Annotated in this window: 16 protein-coding genes; 9 read left to right on the top strand and 7 right to left on the bottom strand. The window is 74.1% G+C overall.

The annotated features are described in order from the left end of the window. The first annotated feature begins 6 nt into the window (after positions 1 to 6). Positions 7 to 543: an arginine repressor gene (locus tag ACIF6F_RS18335; RefSeq protein ID WP_399947665.1), complete on the top strand. Its 537-nt coding sequence runs from the start codon at positions 7 to 9 to the stop codon at positions 541 to 543. 77 nt (positions 544 to 620) lie between these two features. Here ACIF6F_RS18335 and ACIF6F_RS18330 read toward each other — a convergent pair whose 3' ends face one another. The 3 genes from ACIF6F_RS18330 to ACIF6F_RS18320 are packed head-to-tail and all read right to left on the bottom strand — an operon-like array spanning position 621 to position 5056. Next, positions 621 to 1334 (bottom strand): L,D-transpeptidase, encoded by a 714-nt coding sequence (locus ACIF6F_RS18330; RefSeq protein WP_399947663.1) that lies wholly within the window; start codon positions 1332 to 1334, stop codon positions 621 to 623. Positions 1335 to 1375: 41 nt separating this feature from the next. Beyond that, a complete protein-coding gene (locus ACIF6F_RS18325; protein WP_399947661.1) occupies positions 1376 to 1957 on the bottom strand; it encodes a pyridoxamine 5'-phosphate oxidase family protein in 582 nt (193 codons plus the stop codon). A 51-nt stretch (positions 1958 to 2008) separates the two neighbouring features. Beyond that, positions 2009 to 5056, bottom strand: a complete 3048-nt coding sequence (locus tag ACIF6F_RS18320; protein ID WP_399947659.1) for a hypothetical protein — start codon at positions 5054 to 5056, stop codon at positions 2009 to 2011. A gap of 178 nt (positions 5057 to 5234) precedes the next feature. Between ACIF6F_RS18320 and argH the strand changes: the two genes are divergently transcribed. Then, complete coding sequence (gene argH / locus ACIF6F_RS18315) at positions 5235 to 6665, top strand: argininosuccinate lyase (RefSeq protein ID WP_399947658.1); 1431 nt, start codon at positions 5235 to 5237, stop codon at positions 6663 to 6665. Positions 6666 to 6818: 153 nt separating this feature from the next. Further along, positions 6819 to 7769: a class A beta-lactamase gene (gene bla / locus ACIF6F_RS18310; protein ID WP_399947656.1), complete on the top strand. Its 951-nt coding sequence runs from the start codon at positions 6819 to 6821 to the stop codon at positions 7767 to 7769. 5 nt (positions 7770 to 7774) lie between these two features. Here the strand turns inward: bla and ACIF6F_RS18305 are convergent, their stop codons facing one another. After that, on the bottom strand, positions 7775 to 8284 hold the full coding sequence (locus ACIF6F_RS18305) for a hypothetical protein (protein WP_399947654.1): 510 nt from the start codon (positions 8282 to 8284) through the stop codon (positions 7775 to 7777). 83 nt (positions 8285 to 8367) lie between these two features. On the opposite strand from ACIF6F_RS18305, the gene ACIF6F_RS18300 reads away from it, so the two are divergent. The 3 genes from ACIF6F_RS18300 (at position 8368) to ACIF6F_RS18290 (ending at position 12078) form a co-directional block, all read left to right on the top strand. Further along, on the top strand, positions 8368 to 8916 hold the full coding sequence (locus tag ACIF6F_RS18300) for a TetR/AcrR family transcriptional regulator (RefSeq protein WP_399947652.1): 549 nt from the start codon (positions 8368 to 8370) through the stop codon (positions 8914 to 8916). Continuing rightward, positions 8913 to 10457, top strand: coding sequence for a DHA2 family efflux MFS transporter permease subunit (locus ACIF6F_RS18295; protein WP_399947650.1), 1545 nt, complete (start codon positions 8913 to 8915; stop codon positions 10455 to 10457). The genes ACIF6F_RS18300 and ACIF6F_RS18295 overlap by 4 nt, the downstream gene beginning before the upstream one ends. 136 nt (positions 10458 to 10593) lie before the next feature. Beyond that, positions 10594 to 12078, top strand: a complete 1485-nt coding sequence (locus ACIF6F_RS18290; RefSeq protein WP_399947648.1) for a membrane-associated oxidoreductase — start codon at positions 10594 to 10596, stop codon at positions 12076 to 12078. Between the two features lie 56 nt (positions 12079 to 12134). Here ACIF6F_RS18290 and ACIF6F_RS18285 read toward each other — a convergent pair whose 3' ends face one another. Further along, a complete protein-coding gene (locus ACIF6F_RS18285; RefSeq protein ID WP_399947646.1) occupies positions 12135 to 12869 on the bottom strand; it encodes a lysophospholipid acyltransferase family protein in 735 nt (244 codons plus the stop codon). A gap of 190 nt (positions 12870 to 13059) precedes the next feature. On the opposite strand from ACIF6F_RS18285, the gene ACIF6F_RS18280 reads away from it, so the two are divergent. The 3 genes from ACIF6F_RS18280 to ACIF6F_RS18270 all read left to right on the top strand — a co-directional run bounded on the left by ACIF6F_RS18280 (position 13060) and on the right by ACIF6F_RS18270 (position 15513). Beyond that, complete coding sequence (locus ACIF6F_RS18280; protein ID WP_399947645.1) at positions 13060 to 14247, top strand: glycerophosphodiester phosphodiesterase; 1188 nt, start codon at positions 13060 to 13062, stop codon at positions 14245 to 14247. A 215-nt stretch (positions 14248 to 14462) separates the two neighbouring features. Then, positions 14463 to 14969 (top strand): RNA polymerase sigma factor, encoded by a 507-nt coding sequence (locus ACIF6F_RS18275; protein WP_399947643.1) that lies wholly within the window; start codon positions 14463 to 14465, stop codon positions 14967 to 14969. Positions 14970 to 15006: 37 nt separating this feature from the next. Next, complete coding sequence (locus ACIF6F_RS18270; RefSeq protein WP_399947641.1) at positions 15007 to 15513, top strand: GNAT family N-acetyltransferase; 507 nt, start codon at positions 15007 to 15009, stop codon at positions 15511 to 15513. Positions 15514 to 15550: 37 nt separating this feature from the next. Here the strand turns inward: ACIF6F_RS18270 and ACIF6F_RS18265 are convergent, their stop codons facing one another. Both ACIF6F_RS18265 and ACIF6F_RS18260 read right to left on the bottom strand, forming a co-directional pair. Further along, on the bottom strand, positions 15551 to 15964 hold the full coding sequence (locus ACIF6F_RS18265) for a hypothetical protein (protein ID WP_399947639.1): 414 nt from the start codon (positions 15962 to 15964) through the stop codon (positions 15551 to 15553). Continuing rightward, positions 15957 to 16325 carry a hypothetical protein gene (locus ACIF6F_RS18260; protein WP_399947637.1) on the bottom strand — a complete coding sequence of 123 codons (369 nt, stop codon included), beginning with the start codon at positions 16323 to 16325 and terminating at the stop codon, positions 15957 to 15959. Before ACIF6F_RS18260 ends, ACIF6F_RS18265 begins: the two co-directional genes overlap by 8 nt. Positions 16326 to 16748 lie beyond the last annotated feature (423 nt).

Raw genomic sequence — 16748 nt, 5'->3', positions numbered from 1 at the left:
ACGACGATGAGCCAGGCGCAGGACAACGAGCACGCGGGACCCTCCGTCCCGCAGACCCGGACCGCCCGCCACCGCCGGATCGTGGACATCCTCAACCGGCAGCCGGTGCGCTCGCAGAGCCAGCTGGCCAAGCTGCTCGCCGACGACGGGCTGAGCGTCACCCAGGCGACGCTCTCCCGCGACCTCGACGAGCTGGGCGCGGTGAAGATCCGCAACACCGGGGGCGAACTCATCTACGCGGTCCCCAGCGAGGGCGGCTTCCGCACCCCGCAGGCACCGCTGGGCGAGTCCGCCAAGGAGGAGCGCATGCGGCGCCTCTCCGGCGAACTGCTGATCTCCGCCGAGGCGTCCGCCAACCTCGTCGTCCTGCGCACCCCGCCGGGTGCCGCGCAGTTCCTCGCCTCCGCGATCGACCAGGCCGAGCTCCACGCGGTCCTCGGCACGATCGCCGGCGACGACACCCTGATGCTCATCAGCCGCGACCCGGCGGGCGGCCAGGCCCTCGCCGACCACCTGCTGAAACTGGCCCAGAAGGAATCCTGAGCCCGGCATTCCGTCCGTGCCCCCGGGGAAACCCGGGGGCACGGACGTGTCCGGGACGGGGCACGGCCGTGCCCGGCCTAGTACCGGGTGATCGCCAGCGGGCCGGACGGGGTGCCGATCGCGATGTGCGGGCGCCGGTCCGGGTCGGCCCAGCGCAGGATCCGGCGCATCGCGTCCTCCGGCACCGACACGCAGCCGGCCGTCGCGCCCGTGCCGTTCACGTGCAGGAAGATGCCCGCGCCCCGGCCGCGTACCGGGCGGTCGTAGTTGAAGCCGACGACCAGCGCGTACGCGTACTGGCGGCGGTACGTCACCAGGTGCTCGGCCTCGCCCGGCGCGCAGTCGGCGGGCAGCGGCTCCACCCAGCGGTTGTACCGGGCCGAGGCGTTGTCCTGGCACCACCAGGACCGGTCGGTCACCCGGCGGTAGCGGAACTCGGTTCCGGCCGGGGCGCGTTCGATGCCGAAGGCGTACGGCAGGCCGTACAGGCCCGTCGGCGTGGTGCTGGTGCCCTGGACCCGGGCCGACCCCTCGGCCAGCCCGTTCGCGCCGAACCGCGCCGGGGCCTCGCCCTCCTTGAACCACCGCCCCGCCCGCAGATCCCACCAGGTCACCACCCCCGTGGTGGACCCCGGTGCCGGCGCGACGGCGGTGATCAGCTGCGTGCCCCCGCCGGTGTCGGCCAGCCGGTACGGGAGGGCCGACGGCATGGTGTCGGTGGGCGTGACGGGCGTACCGGTGGACAGCCCCAGCAGGAGGGCGGCCCCGGCGGCGAGGAGGGCGGTGCGCATGCGGTCGTGACCCCCGGACGGTCGTGGAACGGGACGGTGCGTCAGACGGTACGCGGCGGGAGGGGCAGCGGCAGCGCAGGCAGGCCGTCCAGGCTCTGGCCCACGTACTCCTTCTTCTCGCAGTACGCGGCGAACTCCTCGTCCGTCTTGCGGCCGAAGTACTCGGCGTGCAGCGTGCGTTCCTCGCGGTAGTCCATGAAGGGCACGGCGTAGCCGCAGGTGTCGGAGATGCGCCGGGCGTGCACCAGGATCACGGCACGGGCGGAGGGCCCGTCCACCGCACCGAACAGGCCGATGAGTCCGGGCCAGCGCGCGTCGTCGCGGAAGACGGCCTCGGCCTCGCCGTGGACGCGCACGATGTTCGGCGGGCCGGAGAAGGCGCACCACATGAGCGTGATCCGGCCGTTCTCGCGGACGTGCGCGATGGTCTCGGCGCCGCTGCCGCCGAAGTCGAGGTACGCCAGGGTCTGCTCGTCGATCACGACGAGCGTGCCCGAACGGCCCTTGGGGGAGAGGTTGATGTGGCCGTCCCCGGACAGCGGTGCGGTGGCGGTGAAGAAGACCGGCTGCTCCTCGATGAAGGTGCGCAGCCGGCCGTCTATGCGGTCGTATGTCTTTCCCATGGCCGGATTATCGTCCAATGGGGCCGGTCCGCCCGCCGGTTGCCCTGCGCCTCAGGGGAGCGGATTCCGCCACCGCCACGCCTCGTGGGCGGACAGGGTGCGCCGGTAACGGCGCGCCAGCTGCCGCAGCTCCAGCTCCCCCGACGGGTACGAGCGCAGCGTCGCCCGCCAGTTCCAGGACCGCATCACCCGCCCGGCGGTGTCCCGCAGCACCGGATCCGAGCCGGGGTCCTCCAGCAGTCCGACCGCGATGCGCACCGCGTCGTAGGCTCCCTGCCGGGCCAGCAGCCGCAGCGCGGCGCTCCGGGTGTGCGGGGCGTGCTCCGGGCGGCAGCGCTCGTACAGCGCGTCCGCCGGCACGGCGCCGGCCCGGTCGTACAGCGCGCGCCGCGCCTCGCGGACCACGGCCGACGACGGGTCGTCCAGCAGCGCCGGCAGGAGTGCGGGCGGTGCCGCGTCCAGCAGCACCAGCCCGGCCACGGCTGCGGCCCGTACGGAACCGTCCGCGTGCCCGAGCAACTCGGTCAGCACGGGTGCGTCGGCCCGCTCCCCGCACTCGGCGAGCCCCAGCACCGGCTCGGGTACGGGGCCCTCCGCGACCAGCGCCAGGTACGCGGCCCGCGGGTCGCCCCCGTCCTGCCGCAGCAGCCAGCGGGCGCAGGCCCGCACCTGGGCGGACCGGTCCGCGAGGTACCCGGACGCCTCCCCGGCCCGCCCCGCGCCCCGGAGCGCGGTGACCCCGGCGGCGCGTACGTACCCGGACCGCGCCCCCAGCAGCGCCTCCACCGCCGCGCGGTCCGTCCCGCCGGCGGCCATCAGGGCCAGCGAAGCATCGGCCCACAAGGCCCGCACCACCGCGTCGTCCTCCCCGGCGGCCCGCCGCGCCAGCTCGGCGGCGCCGGGCAGACCGGGCGCGGCGCCGGGGCGACGGGGCGGGGTGCCGGGATGACCGGGCGGGGTGCCGGGACGACCGGCAGCGGATCCGGGCACCCCGGGGAGGGGCCCCGCCGCGGAGGCCCCGGCGCGCCCGTACCGGCCCGCCTCCCGCAGCAGTTCCAGCTCGACGCGGGCCGTGAACCGACGGGTCTCCGCATCGGCCCCGGCCAGCAGCCCGGCCCGTACCGCGGCCGCCTCCGGGGCTCGCAGGGCCTCCTGGAAGCGGGCCACCGCCCAGTCGCCGCGCGCCCGAGCGGCCAGGTGGACCACCATCGGGGTGAGCGCGCACAAGGTGCCGGCAGGGTCGGCGCGCAGGGCCTCCGCCAGCAGCCTCCTGGCGGCATCCCGCACCGGCGCCGCCCAGTCGGCACACCGCACCGCCACCAGCGGCAGCAGCCCCGGGTCGCCCGCGGCCCGCGCCAGGGCCCCCTCGCGGACCCGGCCCGAGGGATGGCAGAGTGCGGTCTCGACGCGGGACAGGAACCGCTCGGGCCCGTATGCGGCGATGTACCGCGTGCCGATGTCCAGCGCCGCCCAGGCCGCGGGGTCCTCCAGCTCCAGCACCTGCTCCCGCGGGGTCCCGTCCGCCAGGGCCAGAGCGGCGTCGCGCCCCGTGTACACGTCCCACCGCAGGCGCCGGGCCAGCTCCGCCCGGGCCCACGCGCGCACGGCCGGGTCGGCGTGGCGGTCCAGCGTCCGCGCCACCCGGCGGCGGACGACGACGGGCCGCCGTGCCAGGAGCAGCAGCGCCGCCCGCCACACCGCGCGTGACCGGTCGGGGGCCAGCAGGGCGCCCAGCTCGGGCTCGGTCAGGGCATCGCCGTAGGCCAGTACGGCGCCGCGCACCGCCTTGGCCAACCCCGGTTCGGCATCGGCGAGGAGGGGCAGCAGCCGGTCCGGCGTGACCACGTGCCGGCGCCGGAGCCCGGCGAGCGCGGCGGCGCGGACCGGCGCGTCCGCCTGCCCGGCGAGCCGCCACAGCAGGGCGGTGTCGGCCGGGTCCCCGCACTCGGTCAGGCCGAGCACCGCCCCCTTCGTCGGGGCGGCCGCGCACAGCTCCCGGTAGTACGCCCGCGGGTCCCCGCCACCAGCGCGCAGCGCCCGCCGGCCGACCGCGCGCAGCTTCGCGGCGCGGTCGGTGAGGAGCGGCTCCAGCTCCGCGTACCGGCCGGCGCGCACCAGTTCCTCCGCGCCGAGCAGCCGTACGGCCAGGGCGGGGGAGGCCAGCAGGTCCTCGGGGGAGGGGAGCGGAGTGCCGGCGGCGTACGTCCGCACGGCGTCCAGCGCCCGGCGGCGCAGCGCCTTGTCGCCGGAGGTGCCGGCCAGGCGCAGCAGCCGGGGCAGCACGTCCGCGACCGGCTGCCGCAGCAGCAGGTCGAGGGCCGGCCGGCGCACGTCGGCCTCGGGATCGGTGGCCGCGAGGTGCTCCAGCGTGTCGGCGCACAGCATGCCGGAGAGGACTGCGATCCGGCGGAAGCCCGCCTCCGGGTCGTCGGCCGCCAGCAGCTCCGCCCGCCAGTCGGGCAGCAGTCCGTACCGCACGGCCGCCCGCAGCGCGGCCCGCCGGACCTCGTCGTCGCAGTGGCCGGTCAGCCACTCGATCCGCTCGGCCGGTACGCCGCCCAGCCGGTCCACCACCAGCTCCCAGCCCCACTGACCGTGCCGCTGCGGCCCCACCAGCAGAGCCAGGTCGGCGAGCGGGCGTACCGCCTCGGCCGGGGCGGCGGCCAGCAGGGCGCGGGCGCGCTCCCGCACGGCCTCGACGTGGTCGGCGCAGCGGATCAGGACCAGCGGCAGCACCTTCGGCCGGTCCGCGGCGTACGCGAGCGCGTCCTCCCGCACCCGCTCCTCGGCGTGGCAGAGGGCCAGGCACAGCTCGGCCTCGCCGGGCGGCTCGGTCGAGAAGGCGATCACGCCGTCCGGGCCGGGCGCCGGCGCGCTCCTCCAGTCCGCCGGCTCGTGCATGTCGAACCAGTGGAAGCCGACCCGGATCCGGCCGGACACGCGCCAGCGCCGGTCCGTGTCCGAGCCGACCTGCCTGCTGAGCCGCAGCCACTCCTCGGCTCCGCCGTCGCCGATGGCGTCCAGCAGCGAGCGGCCGTGCAGCAGGCGTTCGGCCGGAGTGAGGAATGTGGTGCGTCCGAGGGTGACTATCCGGGTCATGCGGGGATCGTAGGCGGCGGAGGCCGCCGGGTCTCCTGTATATCCGTGCAGGTCAGCGCCCGCGGATCGAAGTCGATTGACGAAACATACGGAGTACCGCATAGTTATGCCTGTCGCTGAGACTTCCACCCGTGCCACCCGTGCCGAGCGGTGCACCAGCCCCTGAGGAGCGCAAGCAGTGAGCAGCAACACCGGTGACGTCCGGCTCTGGGGCGGGCGCTTCGCAGACGGTCCGGCCGAGGCCCTCGCGAAGCTGTCCGCGTCCGTGCACTTCGACTGGCGGCTCGCCCCGTACGACGTCGCCGGCTCCCGCGCCCACGCCCGCGTCCTCCACAAGGCCGGCCTGCTGACGTCGGACGAGCTGGAGCGCATGATCGCCGGCCTCGACCTGCTGGAGGCGGACGTCGCCTCCGGCGCCTTCACCGGCACCATCGCCGACGAGGACGTGCACACCGCCCTGGAGCGGGGCCTGCTGGAGCGGCTGGGCCCGGACCTCGGCGGCAAGCTGCGGGCCGGCCGGTCCCGCAACGACCAGGTGGCCACCCTCTTCCGGATGTACCTGCGCGACCACGCCCGGATCATCGGCGGACTGGTCGCGGAGCTCCAGGACGCGCTGGTGGGCCTCGCCGAGGCGCACGCGGACGTGGCCATGCCGGGCCGCACCCACCTCCAGCACGCCCAGCCGGTGCTGTTCGCGCACCACGTGCTGGCGCACGTCCAGTCGCTGTCCCGGGACGCGGAGCGGCTGCGGCAGTGGGACACCCGGACCGCCGTCTCGCCGTACGGCTCGGGCGCGCTCGCGGGCTCCTCCCTGGGCCTGGACCCGGAGGCGGTCGCCGCCGACCTCGGCTTCGAGCGGGGCTCCGCCGGCAACTCCATCGACGGCACGGCCTCCCGCGACTTCGTCGCCGAGTTCGCCTTCATCACCGCGATGATCGGGATCAACCTCTCCCGCATCGCGGAGGAGATCATCATCTGGAACACGAAGGAGTTCTCCTTCGTGACCCTGCACGACGCCTTCTCCACCGGCTCGTCGATCATGCCGCAGAAGAAGAACCCGGACATCGCGGAGCTGGCGCGCGGCAAGTCGGGCCGTCTGATCGGCAACCTGACGGGCCTGCTCGCCACCCTCAAGGCCCTCCCGCTCGCCTACAACCGCGACCTCCAGGAGGACAAGGAGCCGGTCTTCGACTCGTGCGACACCCTTGAGGTCCTGCTGCCGGCGTTCACCGGCATGATGGCCACCCTCACGGTCAACCGGGAGCGGATGGAGGAGCTGGCCCCGGCCGGCTTCTCCCTCGCCACCGACATCGCGGAGTGGCTGGTCAGGCAGGGTGTGCCGTTCCGGGTGGCGCACGAGGTCGCGGGCGAGTGCGTGAAGGTCGCCGAGTCCGAGGGCAAGGAGCTGGACGAGCTGACGGACGAGCAGTTCGCGAAGATCTCCGAGCACCTGACGCCCGAGGTCCGCACGGTCCTCGACGTGCCCGGCGCCCTCGCCTCCCGCAACGGCCGCGGCGGCACCGCGCCCTCGGCGGTGGCCGTCCAGCTCACCGAGGTCAAGGCGGACCTGGTCATCCAGCACGCCTGGGCCGCCGCGAAGCGCAAGTAGACCCACGCAGCCCCCTCCCCTCCCCGATCCATTTCCCCTCCCCCCTCGACAGGGCGGTACGGCGGTCCTCCCCGGCGCCGTGCCGCCCTGTCGGCCTTCGGTGCGGACCCGCCGGGAACCGCGCGGCGGCCGGCCCGCGTGGTCCCCTTCGTCATGATCGGCAAGTACGAGGAGACGATGGTGGACGACAACACGCACCCGTCGCGGCGCGCGTTACTGGGCCTGGGCACGGCAACCCTGCTGGCGGCCGGGCTCGCGGGCCCGGCCCACGCCGCGGCCGCCGGTGCCCCGCACGGGGCCCCGGTCCGCGCCCGGCTGCGCGAGCTGGAACGGGAACACTCCGCCCGCCTGGGCGTGTTCGCCCGCAACCTGGCCACGGGGCGGACCGTGGTGCACCGGGCCGACGAGGCGTTCCCCCTCTGTTCGGTCTTCAAGCCCCTGGCTGCCGCGGCGGTCCTGCGCGACCTGGACCGGGACGGAGAGTTCCTGGCCCGCCGCGTCCGCTACACCGCGGCCGACGTGGCGAAGGCCGGCCACAGCCCGGTCACCGGACTGCCCGGGAACCTGGCCGAGGGCATGACGGTCGGGGCGCTGTGCGCCGCCGCCGTCAGCGAGAGCGACAACACGGCGGGCAACCTCCTGCTGCGCGAGCTCGGCGGCCCCACGGCCGTCACCCGCTACTGCCGCTCCCTCGGCGACCGCACCACCCGCCTCGACCGGTGGGAGCCCGAGCTCAACTCGGCGGAGCCGTGGCGCACCACCGACACCACCAGCCCGCGCGCCGTCGGCCGTACGTACGCGCGCCTCCTCGTCGGCGACGCGCTGCCCGGCCGGGACCGCGAGCTGCTGACCGGCTGGCTGATCGCCAACACCACCAACACCGAGCGCTTCAAGGCGGGCCTGCCGGCCGACTGGACGCTCGCGGACAAGACCGGCGGGGGCCACGAGTACGGGGTGGCCAACGACGTGGGCGTGGTGTGGCCGCCGGACGGCCCGCCGGTCGTCATGGCGGTCCTCACGACCAAGCCCGGCTCGCCGGCCGGCCCCCGGGACAGCCTCCTGGTGGCCCGCACCGCCCGGATCCTGGCCGAAGCCCTGGCCTGACCCGGCTACCTCGCCCACTCCGCCAGCGCCGCGAAGTCCTCGGCCGTGAGGCCGACGCGCTCGTCGACGTACCGCAGCAGCGCGTGGGCGGGGTGGAGCTGCGCGACGTACTCGCGGTCCAGGTCCGTGATGTCGTCGTCGATCCAGGCGAACGGGCGCCCCGCCGCGTACTCCAGGACGTACTGGGTCTTCCAGAAGGTGCCGCGGGGCGCCCGGCCGTGCATCTGCGGCCAGCGGATGAACGGCAGCTCCGGCAGCCCCAGCCGCGGCGCTATCCAGTCGTTCGCCTCGCCCATCCACGTGGTGGCCCACACCAGCTCGTACCGGTCGGCGAGGGCGAGCAGCCCGGGGCCGTGGGCCGGGTTCAGCCAGACCCGCAGGGGCCTGCCGTCCGTCCAGCCGGTGGGGCGCATCCGGTGCGTGGTGTATCCCTCGGGGCGGCGCGTGGGCTTCGCCGCGTACGGGTTCAGCGGGCCGTCGACGTCGATCAGCAGCAGCGGCTTGTGAGGGTGCATCGGCACAGCCTTTCCCGGGTCTCCTGGGACCCGCCATCCAATAAAATGAGACATTGGCGTCTCACTTGGGGTATGATTGTCTCATGGCCATGGATCGTGACCAGGTGCTCCGCGACGCGGCCGCCCTGCTTGCCCGCAAGTCGACCGCGACGATGGACGAGGTGGCGAAGGCCGCCGGCATCGGCCGCGCCACGCTGCACCGGCACTTCGCCGGGCGCGACGCGCTGGTCAGGGCCCTCGAAGAGCTCGGCATCCGGGAGTTCGAGCAGGCCTTCGACCGGGCGCGGCTCGACGAGGACAGCGCGGTGGACGCGCTGCGCCGCCTGATCGCCGAATCCGAGCCCAACGCCCAGCTGCTGGCCTTCCTCGTCACCGAGAACCAGCTGTTCGAGGGCGACCAGATCAACGAGGGATGGGCCCGGCTCGACGCCCGCGTCTCCGCGCTCTTCCGGCGCGGCCAGGACGAGGGCGACATCCGGATCGACCTCAGCCCCGCCTGGCTGACCGAGGCCCTCTACGGCCTCGTCGGCGCCTGCGCCTGGTCCGTGATGGACGGCCGGGTCGCCGCCAAGGACTTCCAACACATGGTCACCGAGCTGCTGCTCGGTGGCGTACGACGGAGTGAGAGATGACCAGTACAGAACAGCTGCGAGCAGTGGAAGGCCCGGAGGTGAGGAGCCCCGGCCGCTGGCTCGCGCTCTCCGTGCTCGTGCTGGCCGTGCTGCTGGTGGCGGTCGACGCCACCGTACTCGGTCTCGCGACGCCCTTCCTCAGCGAGGACCTCAAGCCCTCCGGCGCCCAGCTCCTGTGGATCGGTGACGTCTACTCGTTCGTCATCGCCGGTCTGCTGGTCTCCATGGGCAGCCTCGGCGACCGCATCGGCCGCAAGAAGCTGCTGCTGACCGGAGCCGTCGCGTTCGGCGCGGTCTCCGTGCTCAACGCGTACGCCACCAGCCCCGAGATGATGATCGTCGCACGGGCCCTGCTCGGCGTGGCGGGCGCCACCCTGATGCCCTCCACCCTCGCCCTGATCCGCAACATCTTCCACGACCCCAAGGAGCGCAGCCTCGCCATCGGCATCTGGGGCGCCACCGCGTCCGCCGGCGCGGCCGTCGGCCCGGTCGTCGGCGGATTCCTGCTGGAGCACTTCTGGTGGGGCTCGGTCTTCCTGATCAACCTGCCGGTCATGGCCGTCCTCGTGCTCGTCGGCGCCAAGCTGCTCCCCGAGTCGAAGAACGCTGTCGCCGGGCCCTGGGACCTGCTCAGCGTCGCCCTGTCGCTGGTCGGCATCATCGGCCTGGTCTACGCCGTCAAGGAGGCCGCCGGCCACGGCCTGAACGGCCAGGTGCTGGCCGCCGCGCTGATCGGCGCGGGTGCGCTCTGGGCCTTCGTACGCCGCCAGCTGACCCTCCCGGCGCCGCTGCTCGACATGCGGCTCTTCCGCCACCGCGGGTTCTCCGGCGCCGTGCTGGCCGACCTGCTCACCGTGTTCGGCCTGTCCGGACTGGTCTTCTTCCTCTCCCAGTTCCTCCAGCTGGTGCAGGGCCGGCAGCCGCTGGAGGCCGGCCTGGCCGAACTGCCGGCCGCCGTCGGCGCCGTGGCCACCGGCCTGATCGCCGGCCGGGTGGCCCGACGGTACTCGGTGCGGTCCGTGGTCACCGCCGGCCTGGCCGGCATCGGCCTGGCGCTCGGCACCCTGACCCTCATCGACGCCCACAGCGGCTACCCGGTGCTGGGTGCGGCGCTGCTGGTGGTCGGCGTCGGCGCCGGCTTCTCCTTCACGGTCACCGCCGACGTGATCCTGTCCAGCGTGCCCAAGGAGCAGGCCGGTTCGGCCTCCGCCGTCTCGGAGACCGCGTACGAGCTGGGCGCCGCCCTCGGCATCGCCCTGCTGGGCTCGATCGTGACCGGCGTCTACCGGGGCTTCCAGGTCCCGGCCGAGGTGCCGGCCGACGTCGCCCAGGCAGCCCACGACTCGCTCGGCGGCGCCATCGAGGCGGCCGGGACCCTGCCGGACGCCACGGCAGGGGCGGTCACCGCGGCCGCTCAGGACGCCTTCGTGGAGGGCCTGCGGATGGCCTCCGGCGTCGGTGCCGCGGTGCTGCTGGCCACCGCAGCGGCTGCCTGGTTCCTGCTGCGGGGCCAGAAGCTGGCGGACGGCGTCGAGCACTGACGCGACCGGGGAAGCGACCTCGCCCGGAGAACGACGTCACGGAGGGAACCGGACCGGCCGGGGCTGACGCCCCGCCAGGCCGGTTCCCTCCGGCCCTGGTTGACAGTGTGATCATGAGCCCGGCACGATCCGGCTGGTGGAGATCACCGACCTGACCCCCGCGGAACGCCGCGTCTGGCAGGCGTTCCCGCTCGACGAGCCCGTGGACTTCCGCGAGGGCGCCGAGGAGGACCCGGCCGACGGCGCCTCCTGGGGTCCCGAGCGGACCATCAGGGCCGAGGTCCTGCGGTCCCTGCTCCTCACGGCCCCGACCCAGGAGGGTGCCGCCGCCGGCCTCAACCTCCACGGCGCCCGGATCACCGGCACCCTGCGCCTGAAATACGCCGTGATCGACCAGCCCGTACGCCTGCGCTCGTGCCACTTCGAGGCGGAGCCCGACCTCTACGCGGCCCGGATGCGGGCCCTGGTCCTCACCGACTCCGTCCTCCCCGGCCTGGAGGCCTCCAACCTCGACCTGGAGGTGTACTTCCGGCTCTCCTGCTGCCGCGTCACCGGCCAGCTCAAGCTCTCCGGGGCCCGCATCGGCGGCGGGATCTTCCTCAACGACGCCGTGATCGGCACCCCCGGAGCCTCCCTCCGGGGCGAGGAGTCCCAGCCCACCAGCCTGCTGCTCAACCACACGACCGTCGGCACCGACATCCGGGCCAAGCGCCTCACGGTGCACGGCCGGTTCCTGCTCAACGGCACCACCGTGACCGGCCGGGTGCTCCTCGACGGCGGTTCGTTCTCCAACCCCGGCGGCAGCGCCATCCACGCCGAGACCCTGTCCGTCGGCACCGACCTGTCCGCCAAGGACATCCGGGCCGAGGGCCGGATCGACCTCAAGGGCGCCCGGATACCCGGCCAGCTCGACCTGCACCGAGCCGTCCTGTCCAACCCGGGCGACCAGGCCCTGCGGATCAGCAGCGCCGACGTCGGCGAGCTGTGGCTGCGCGACGCCGAGCCCGTCAAGGGCATCGTCAACCTGCGCCGCTCCCAGTTCGACATGCTCCACGCCCCGCCCGCCGCGTGGCCCGAGCGCGTCCGCCTCGACGGCCTGACCTACCGCACGCTGGCACCGCACCGCCCTCCCGAGGAACGGCTGCCGCTCCTCGAACGCGACGACGCGGGCTACCTGCCGTACGCGTACGAGCAGCTCGCCGCCGCGTACCGCACGGCGGGGGACGAGGCGGCCGCCCGTACCGTCCAGCTCGCCAAGCTCCGCCGCCACCGCCGCACGCTGCCCCGGTTCGCCCGGCTGTGGGGCCACCTCCAGGACGCCACGGTCGGCTACGGGTTCCGGCCGATGCGGGCGGCCGGCTGGCTGGCCGCCCTGCTGCTCGCCGGCTCGCTGGCCTTCGCCGTCCGCACCCCGCCACCCCTCAAACCGGGTGAGGCCCCCGAGTTCAACCCGGCCTTCTACACCCTCGACCTGCTGCTGCCGATCATCGGCTTCGGACAGGAGGCGGCCTTCGCGCCCCGCGGGTGGCAGCAGTGGCTCTCGTACCTGCTGATCGTCACCGGCTGGACCCTCGCGACCACCATCGCCGCGGGCATCACCCGGTCGCTGAGCCGCCAGTGAACGCGAGGAGGGCCGGACCCCCGCGGGGATCCGGCCCTCCTCGACGGACGGAGCGGTCAGGCCGCCTTGGCCTTGGTCGCGTACATGTCCACGTACTCCTGGCCCGAGAGGCGCATGACCTCGGACATCACCGAGTCGGTGACGGCGCGCAGCACGTAGCGGTCCCGGTCCATGCCCTCGTACCGGGAGAACTCCATCGGCTCGCCGAACCGGACGGTGACCTTGCCCGGGCGCGGCAGGCCCGCGCCGCCCGGCTGGAGCTTGTCGGTGCCGATCATCGCGAACGGGACGACCGGCGCGCCGGTCATCAGGGTCAGCCGGGCGATGCCGGTGCGGCCGCGGTACAGGCGGCCGTCGGGGGAGCGGGTGCCCTCGGGGTAGATGCCGAAGATCCGGCCCTCCTCCAGGATGCGGCGGCCCGTCATCAGGGCGGCGACCCCGCCGTTCGCGCCGTCGCGGTCCACCGGGATCATGCCGACGCCCGTGAAGAACCAGGCCATCAGGCGGCCCTTGAGCCCCTTGCCGGTGACGTACTCGTCCTTGCCGATGAAGCACACCTGCCGCTCGCAGACCAGCGGGAGGATCATCGAGTCGATGAACGTGAGGTGGTTGCCCGCGAGGATGACCGGGCCGGTGCCCGGAATGTTCTCCACGCCCTCCACCTGGGGGCGGAACATCAGGCGCAGGAGCGGTCGAAGAGATCCCCTGATCAGCGCGAAACGGGACAACAGAGCCCTCCGGCGTCGTGAGCGGTTCTTGCACGGCACGAAGTCAGTGCAGGTGAGGACCATACTCGCGGCTCTGCGCTGATCGCACATCGGGTTCACAGATCGGATACGCAGTGTTGACGCGTGTTTCCGCCATGTTCCGGCCGGGATCGCCCCGATGTAAGGGGCCGCTGCCTACCATCGCCGCACCGATGCGGGCCTTCAGGCCCCGGAGATCCCGGGGCGCGGGGCCCCACCGAGGTGAGGAGCACTCATGACGCAGGGAGGGACGGCGCGCCGCAGCGTGCTGGGCGCGGCGGTGCTCGCCGCCGGGGGGACCGCCGTGGGCCTGGCACCCGCCGCGGCCGCGACGGGTTCCGGGAGCCCGGCCCCCGCGGGCGCGGAGGCGGCGGCCGGGCACGGCGGCGAGGGCGGCCACCGGCGGCTGCCGGTGCCCGCGGTGATCGGCCACCGGGGCGCCAGCGGCTACCGCCCCGAGCACACCCTCGGCTCGTACCAGCTGGCCCTGGACCTGGGCGCGCACGTGATCGAGCAGGACCTGGTCCCGACCAGGGACGGGCACCTGGTGTGCCGGCACGAGAACGAGATCGGCGGGACCACCGACGTCGCGGACCACCCGGAGTTCGCCGGCCGGCGCACCACCAAGACCGTCGACGGCGTGGCCGTCACCGGCTGGTTCACCGAGGACTTCACGCTCGCCGAGCTGAAGACCCTGCGCGCGAAGGAGCGCATCCCGGCCGTCCGCCAGCGGAACACCCTCTACGACGGCCGCTGGGCCGTGCCCACCTTCGAGGAGGTGCTGCGCTGGGCCCGCCGCGAGGGCCGCCGCCGGGGCCGGGAGGTCTGGCTGCACGTCGAGACCAAGCACCCCAGCTACTTCCGCGGCCTCGGCCTCGGCCTGGAGGAGCCGCTCGCGCGGCTGCTGCGCCGGTACGGGCGCGACCGCCGCGACTCCGCGGTGTTCCTGCAGTCCTTCGAGCCCTCCAGCATCCAGCGGCTGGGCCGCCTGGTGGACTCCCCGCGCGTGGTGCTGCTGTCCGCGGCCGCCTCCCGGCCCTGGGACTTCGAGCAGGCCGGGGACCCGCGCACGGTGGCGGACCTGGTCACGCCCGAGGGCCTGAAGTGGATCGCCGGGTTCGCCCAGGGCATCGGCCCCACCCTCGACCTGGTCATCCCTCGCGACGCCGCCGGGCGGCTGGGCACGCCGACCACCCTGGTGCGGGACGCGCACGCGCACGGTCTGGTCCTGCACCCCTACACGGCGCGCAACGAGAACCAGTTCCTGCCGGCCGACTTCCGCAGGGGCACCGACCCCACCGCGTACGGCGACGTCTTCGGCGCCCTGCGCACGTACTTCGCGCAGGGCATCGACGGCATCTTCACCGACCAGCCGGACACCGCGCTGCTGGCCGCAGCCGACTTCACCGGGCCCTACAGCTAGGCCCCCGGTCCAGGGCTCTTTCCCCGGACCGGGAACCTCCGCGTGCCGGAACGTCCGCGTGCCGGAAGGTCCGCGCGCCGGAACGTCCGCGCGCCGGGACCCGGAGGAACGTTCAGCCCGCCCCGCGCGCCGTCAACCGCGGGGCGGAACCTCTCGTACGGCTGAGCCATGGCCGGAGACGAAACCGCCGGCCACGGCACGCCCGTCCCCCGGGCATGGACCTGGTAACCGAACTCGGCCCCCTGCTCTCCGCGGAGGCGGCCGCCGAGGCCCCCGCCGCCGGGGTCGACCCCGCCGACCTGGAACAGGCGGTCTGGCTGCGCCTGCTGGAGCGCGACACCGCCGCCGGCCGCACCCCCGAGGCGGCCCGCTGGCTGCGCCGGGCCGTCCGGGCCGAGGCGCGTGCGGCCCGCCGCCGGGCCCTGCGCGAGGTGCCGTACGCGGCCGTCGCCCCCGGCGCCGAGAGCTCGCCGGAGCGGGCCGCCCTGGACGGGGAGGAGCAGCGGGTGCTCCGGTCGGCCGTCGCCCGTCTGCCGGGCAGGTGCCCGGAGCTGTTACGGGCGCTTCTGTCGCCCAGGGACCTCACCTACCGAGAAATCGCAGGCGAGTTGGGTATCTCACAAGGAAGTCTTGGGCCCGTTCGTTCCCGTTGCCTGGGATGTCTGCGCAGAATGCTGGCGGCAGAGGTTGCGGCTCCTGAACTCCGGGGAAGGGAGCGGTAGACCGACGGGCTATCTGGTGAGCGGGAGGCATGCGCACATGGGCATGAGCGTGACCATCTCTGCGGCGGACGCGGACGATGCCGAGCAGATCTTCAGACTCCAGTACCTGTGCTTCCAGAGCGAGGCGGAGCTCTACGGCAACTACCGCATCCAGCCGCTCGTCCAGTCCCTCGACTCGGTCAGGGCCGAGCTCGCCTCGGACTGCGTGCTGGTGGCCCGGCTCGGCGACGAGGTGGTCGGTATGGTCCGCGGCGCCGCGGCCGAGGAGGGCACCGGCCGGATCGGCAAGCTCTGCGTCCACCCCCGCCTGCAGGGCCACGGTCTGGGCGCGCGGCTGCTGAACGCCGTCGAGGACGCGCTGGCCGGCCGCTCCGGCACGGTGAAGTACCAGCTGTTCACCGGCCACCGCAGCGAGGGCAACCTCCGCCTGTACCGCCGCGCCGGGTACGTACCGGTCGGCGACCGCACCGGCGAGGACGGCGTACGCCTGATCGTCCTGGAGAAGGACGCGAAGGAGCCCGGGAGCTACGCGGTCAGCGCCTGAGCCCTGCGCGCCCCGCTCCGGTACGCGCGCCCCGCGCTCAGCGCCGGGCGCGCAGCCAGAGCATCCCGGTGACCGGCAGGACCACCGGGATGAACAGGTACCCCATCCCGAAGTCCGACCACACGGTCGCGTCGGGGAAGGCGGCCGGGTCCACCAGCGTCCACGCGCCGACCACCAGCACACCGGCCAGCTCGGCGGCGCAGCACACCAGCGCCGCCCTGCGGGCCTTCTCGCCGCCCCGCACCAGGGAATAGGTGATGAAGGCGTACACGAGCGCGGCCACGGCGGAGAGCGAGTAGGCCAGCGGGGCCCGGTCGAACTCGGTGGAGATCTGGTAGACGGACCGCGACAGCGCGCCCACCACCATCACCCCGTACAGCCAGACCAGCAGCAGGCCGGGGCCGGATACCAGCCGCCGGCGCCCGTTCGTGACCTCGGCCGTCTCAGGCACCGGTGCCTCCCCAGATGTCGCTGAGCCGTACTTCGAGGACGGCGAGGACCACCGCGCCCGCGGCCACCGTCACCGAGCCCCACCTGGTCCGCTCGGACAGCGACAGGAACCCGGCGGCGGGGACGGCGGCGAAGGCGCCGACCAGGTACGCCACGAAGATCACGCCGCCTTCGTCGGGCTGCGCGCCCTGGAACAGCCGCACCGCGCCGATGACCAGCTGGGCCAGGGCCAGCACGGTCACCACGGCCATCCCGATGAAGTGCCAGTCCTTGGTCGGCTGGTCCTTGTACGCGGCGTGGCCGCACCACACGGCCAGGGCCAGCGCGGCCACGCCGAGGGTGAGGGTGAGGGCGTCGAGCATGCAGCGAGGGTATTACGGGCCGAAAGACCCGATGCGCGGGGCCCCCGGCCCGGGCCTTCCCCAAGGTCACGGCCTTCCGCACCCCGCCGAGATCGCGGCGGACCTGCTGCCCGCGGGCATGGGGACCGTGGCCTTGACCACAGCGCACCCCGCTCGCGTGTGCGTCGCGGACCGGGGCCCGAGGGGCCTCTCGGCCGTGTCCGCGCAGGTCACGGCGGGTGGTCCGGAGGTCGGGACGGAGGGCTGGGAGTGCCCCGCCCTGTCCGTTATGTGGCCGGATTCTGTCCGCTATACGGACAGTCGTGATCGGTCCGGGGGCTTGTCTGCTTTACTGATGCCCATGACCACGACGAGCAGCCGCACCCTTGCGACCGAGGCGATGATGACGCCCGGTGCTCGTTGTATGTGTCGAATGTGCGCCTT

Source organism: Streptomyces sp. NPDC086023 (genome assembly GCF_044540325.1).
Lineage (GTDB): Bacteria > Actinomycetota > Actinomycetes > Streptomycetales > Streptomycetaceae > Streptomyces.
This window is presented reverse-complemented; position numbering and strand designations above follow the sequence as displayed.

What these genes read in the sequence shown, in the direction of transcription:
- ACIF6F_RS18335 (WP_399947665.1), top strand. Translation starts at nt 7, where the DNA reads ATGAGCCAGGCGCAGGACAACGAGCACGCGGGACCCTCCGTCCCGCAG.
- ACIF6F_RS18330 (WP_399947663.1), bottom strand. Translation starts at nt 1,334, where the DNA reads ATGCGCACCGCCCTCCTCGCCGCCGGGGCCGCCCTCCTGCTGGGGCTG.
- ACIF6F_RS18325 (WP_399947661.1), bottom strand. Translation starts at nt 1,957, where the DNA reads ATGGGAAAGACATACGACCGCATAGACGGCCGGCTGCGCACCTTCATC.
- ACIF6F_RS18320 (WP_399947659.1), bottom strand. Translation starts at nt 5,056, where the DNA reads ATGACCCGGATAGTCACCCTCGGACGCACCACATTCCTCACTCCGGCC.
- bla (WP_399947656.1), top strand. Translation starts at nt 6,819, where the DNA reads ATGATCGGCAAGTACGAGGAGACGATGGTGGACGACAACACGCACCCG.
- ACIF6F_RS18305 (WP_399947654.1), bottom strand. Translation starts at nt 8,284, where the DNA reads ATGCACCCTCACAAGCCGCTGCTGCTGATCGACGTCGACGGCCCGCTG.
- ACIF6F_RS18300 (WP_399947652.1), top strand. Translation starts at nt 8,368, where the DNA reads ATGGCCATGGATCGTGACCAGGTGCTCCGCGACGCGGCCGCCCTGCTT.
- ACIF6F_RS18295 (WP_399947650.1), top strand. Translation starts at nt 8,913, where the DNA reads ATGACCAGTACAGAACAGCTGCGAGCAGTGGAAGGCCCGGAGGTGAGG.
- ACIF6F_RS18285 (WP_399947646.1), bottom strand. Translation starts at nt 12,869, where the DNA reads ATGGTCCTCACCTGCACTGACTTCGTGCCGTGCAAGAACCGCTCACGA.
- ACIF6F_RS18280 (WP_399947645.1), top strand. Translation starts at nt 13,060, where the DNA reads ATGACGCAGGGAGGGACGGCGCGCCGCAGCGTGCTGGGCGCGGCGGTG.
- ACIF6F_RS18275 (WP_399947643.1), top strand. Translation starts at nt 14,463, where the DNA reads ATGGACCTGGTAACCGAACTCGGCCCCCTGCTCTCCGCGGAGGCGGCC.
- ACIF6F_RS18270 (WP_399947641.1), top strand. Translation starts at nt 15,007, where the DNA reads ATGGGCATGAGCGTGACCATCTCTGCGGCGGACGCGGACGATGCCGAG.
- ACIF6F_RS18260 (WP_399947637.1), bottom strand. Translation starts at nt 16,325, where the DNA reads ATGCTCGACGCCCTCACCCTCACCCTCGGCGTGGCCGCGCTGGCCCTG.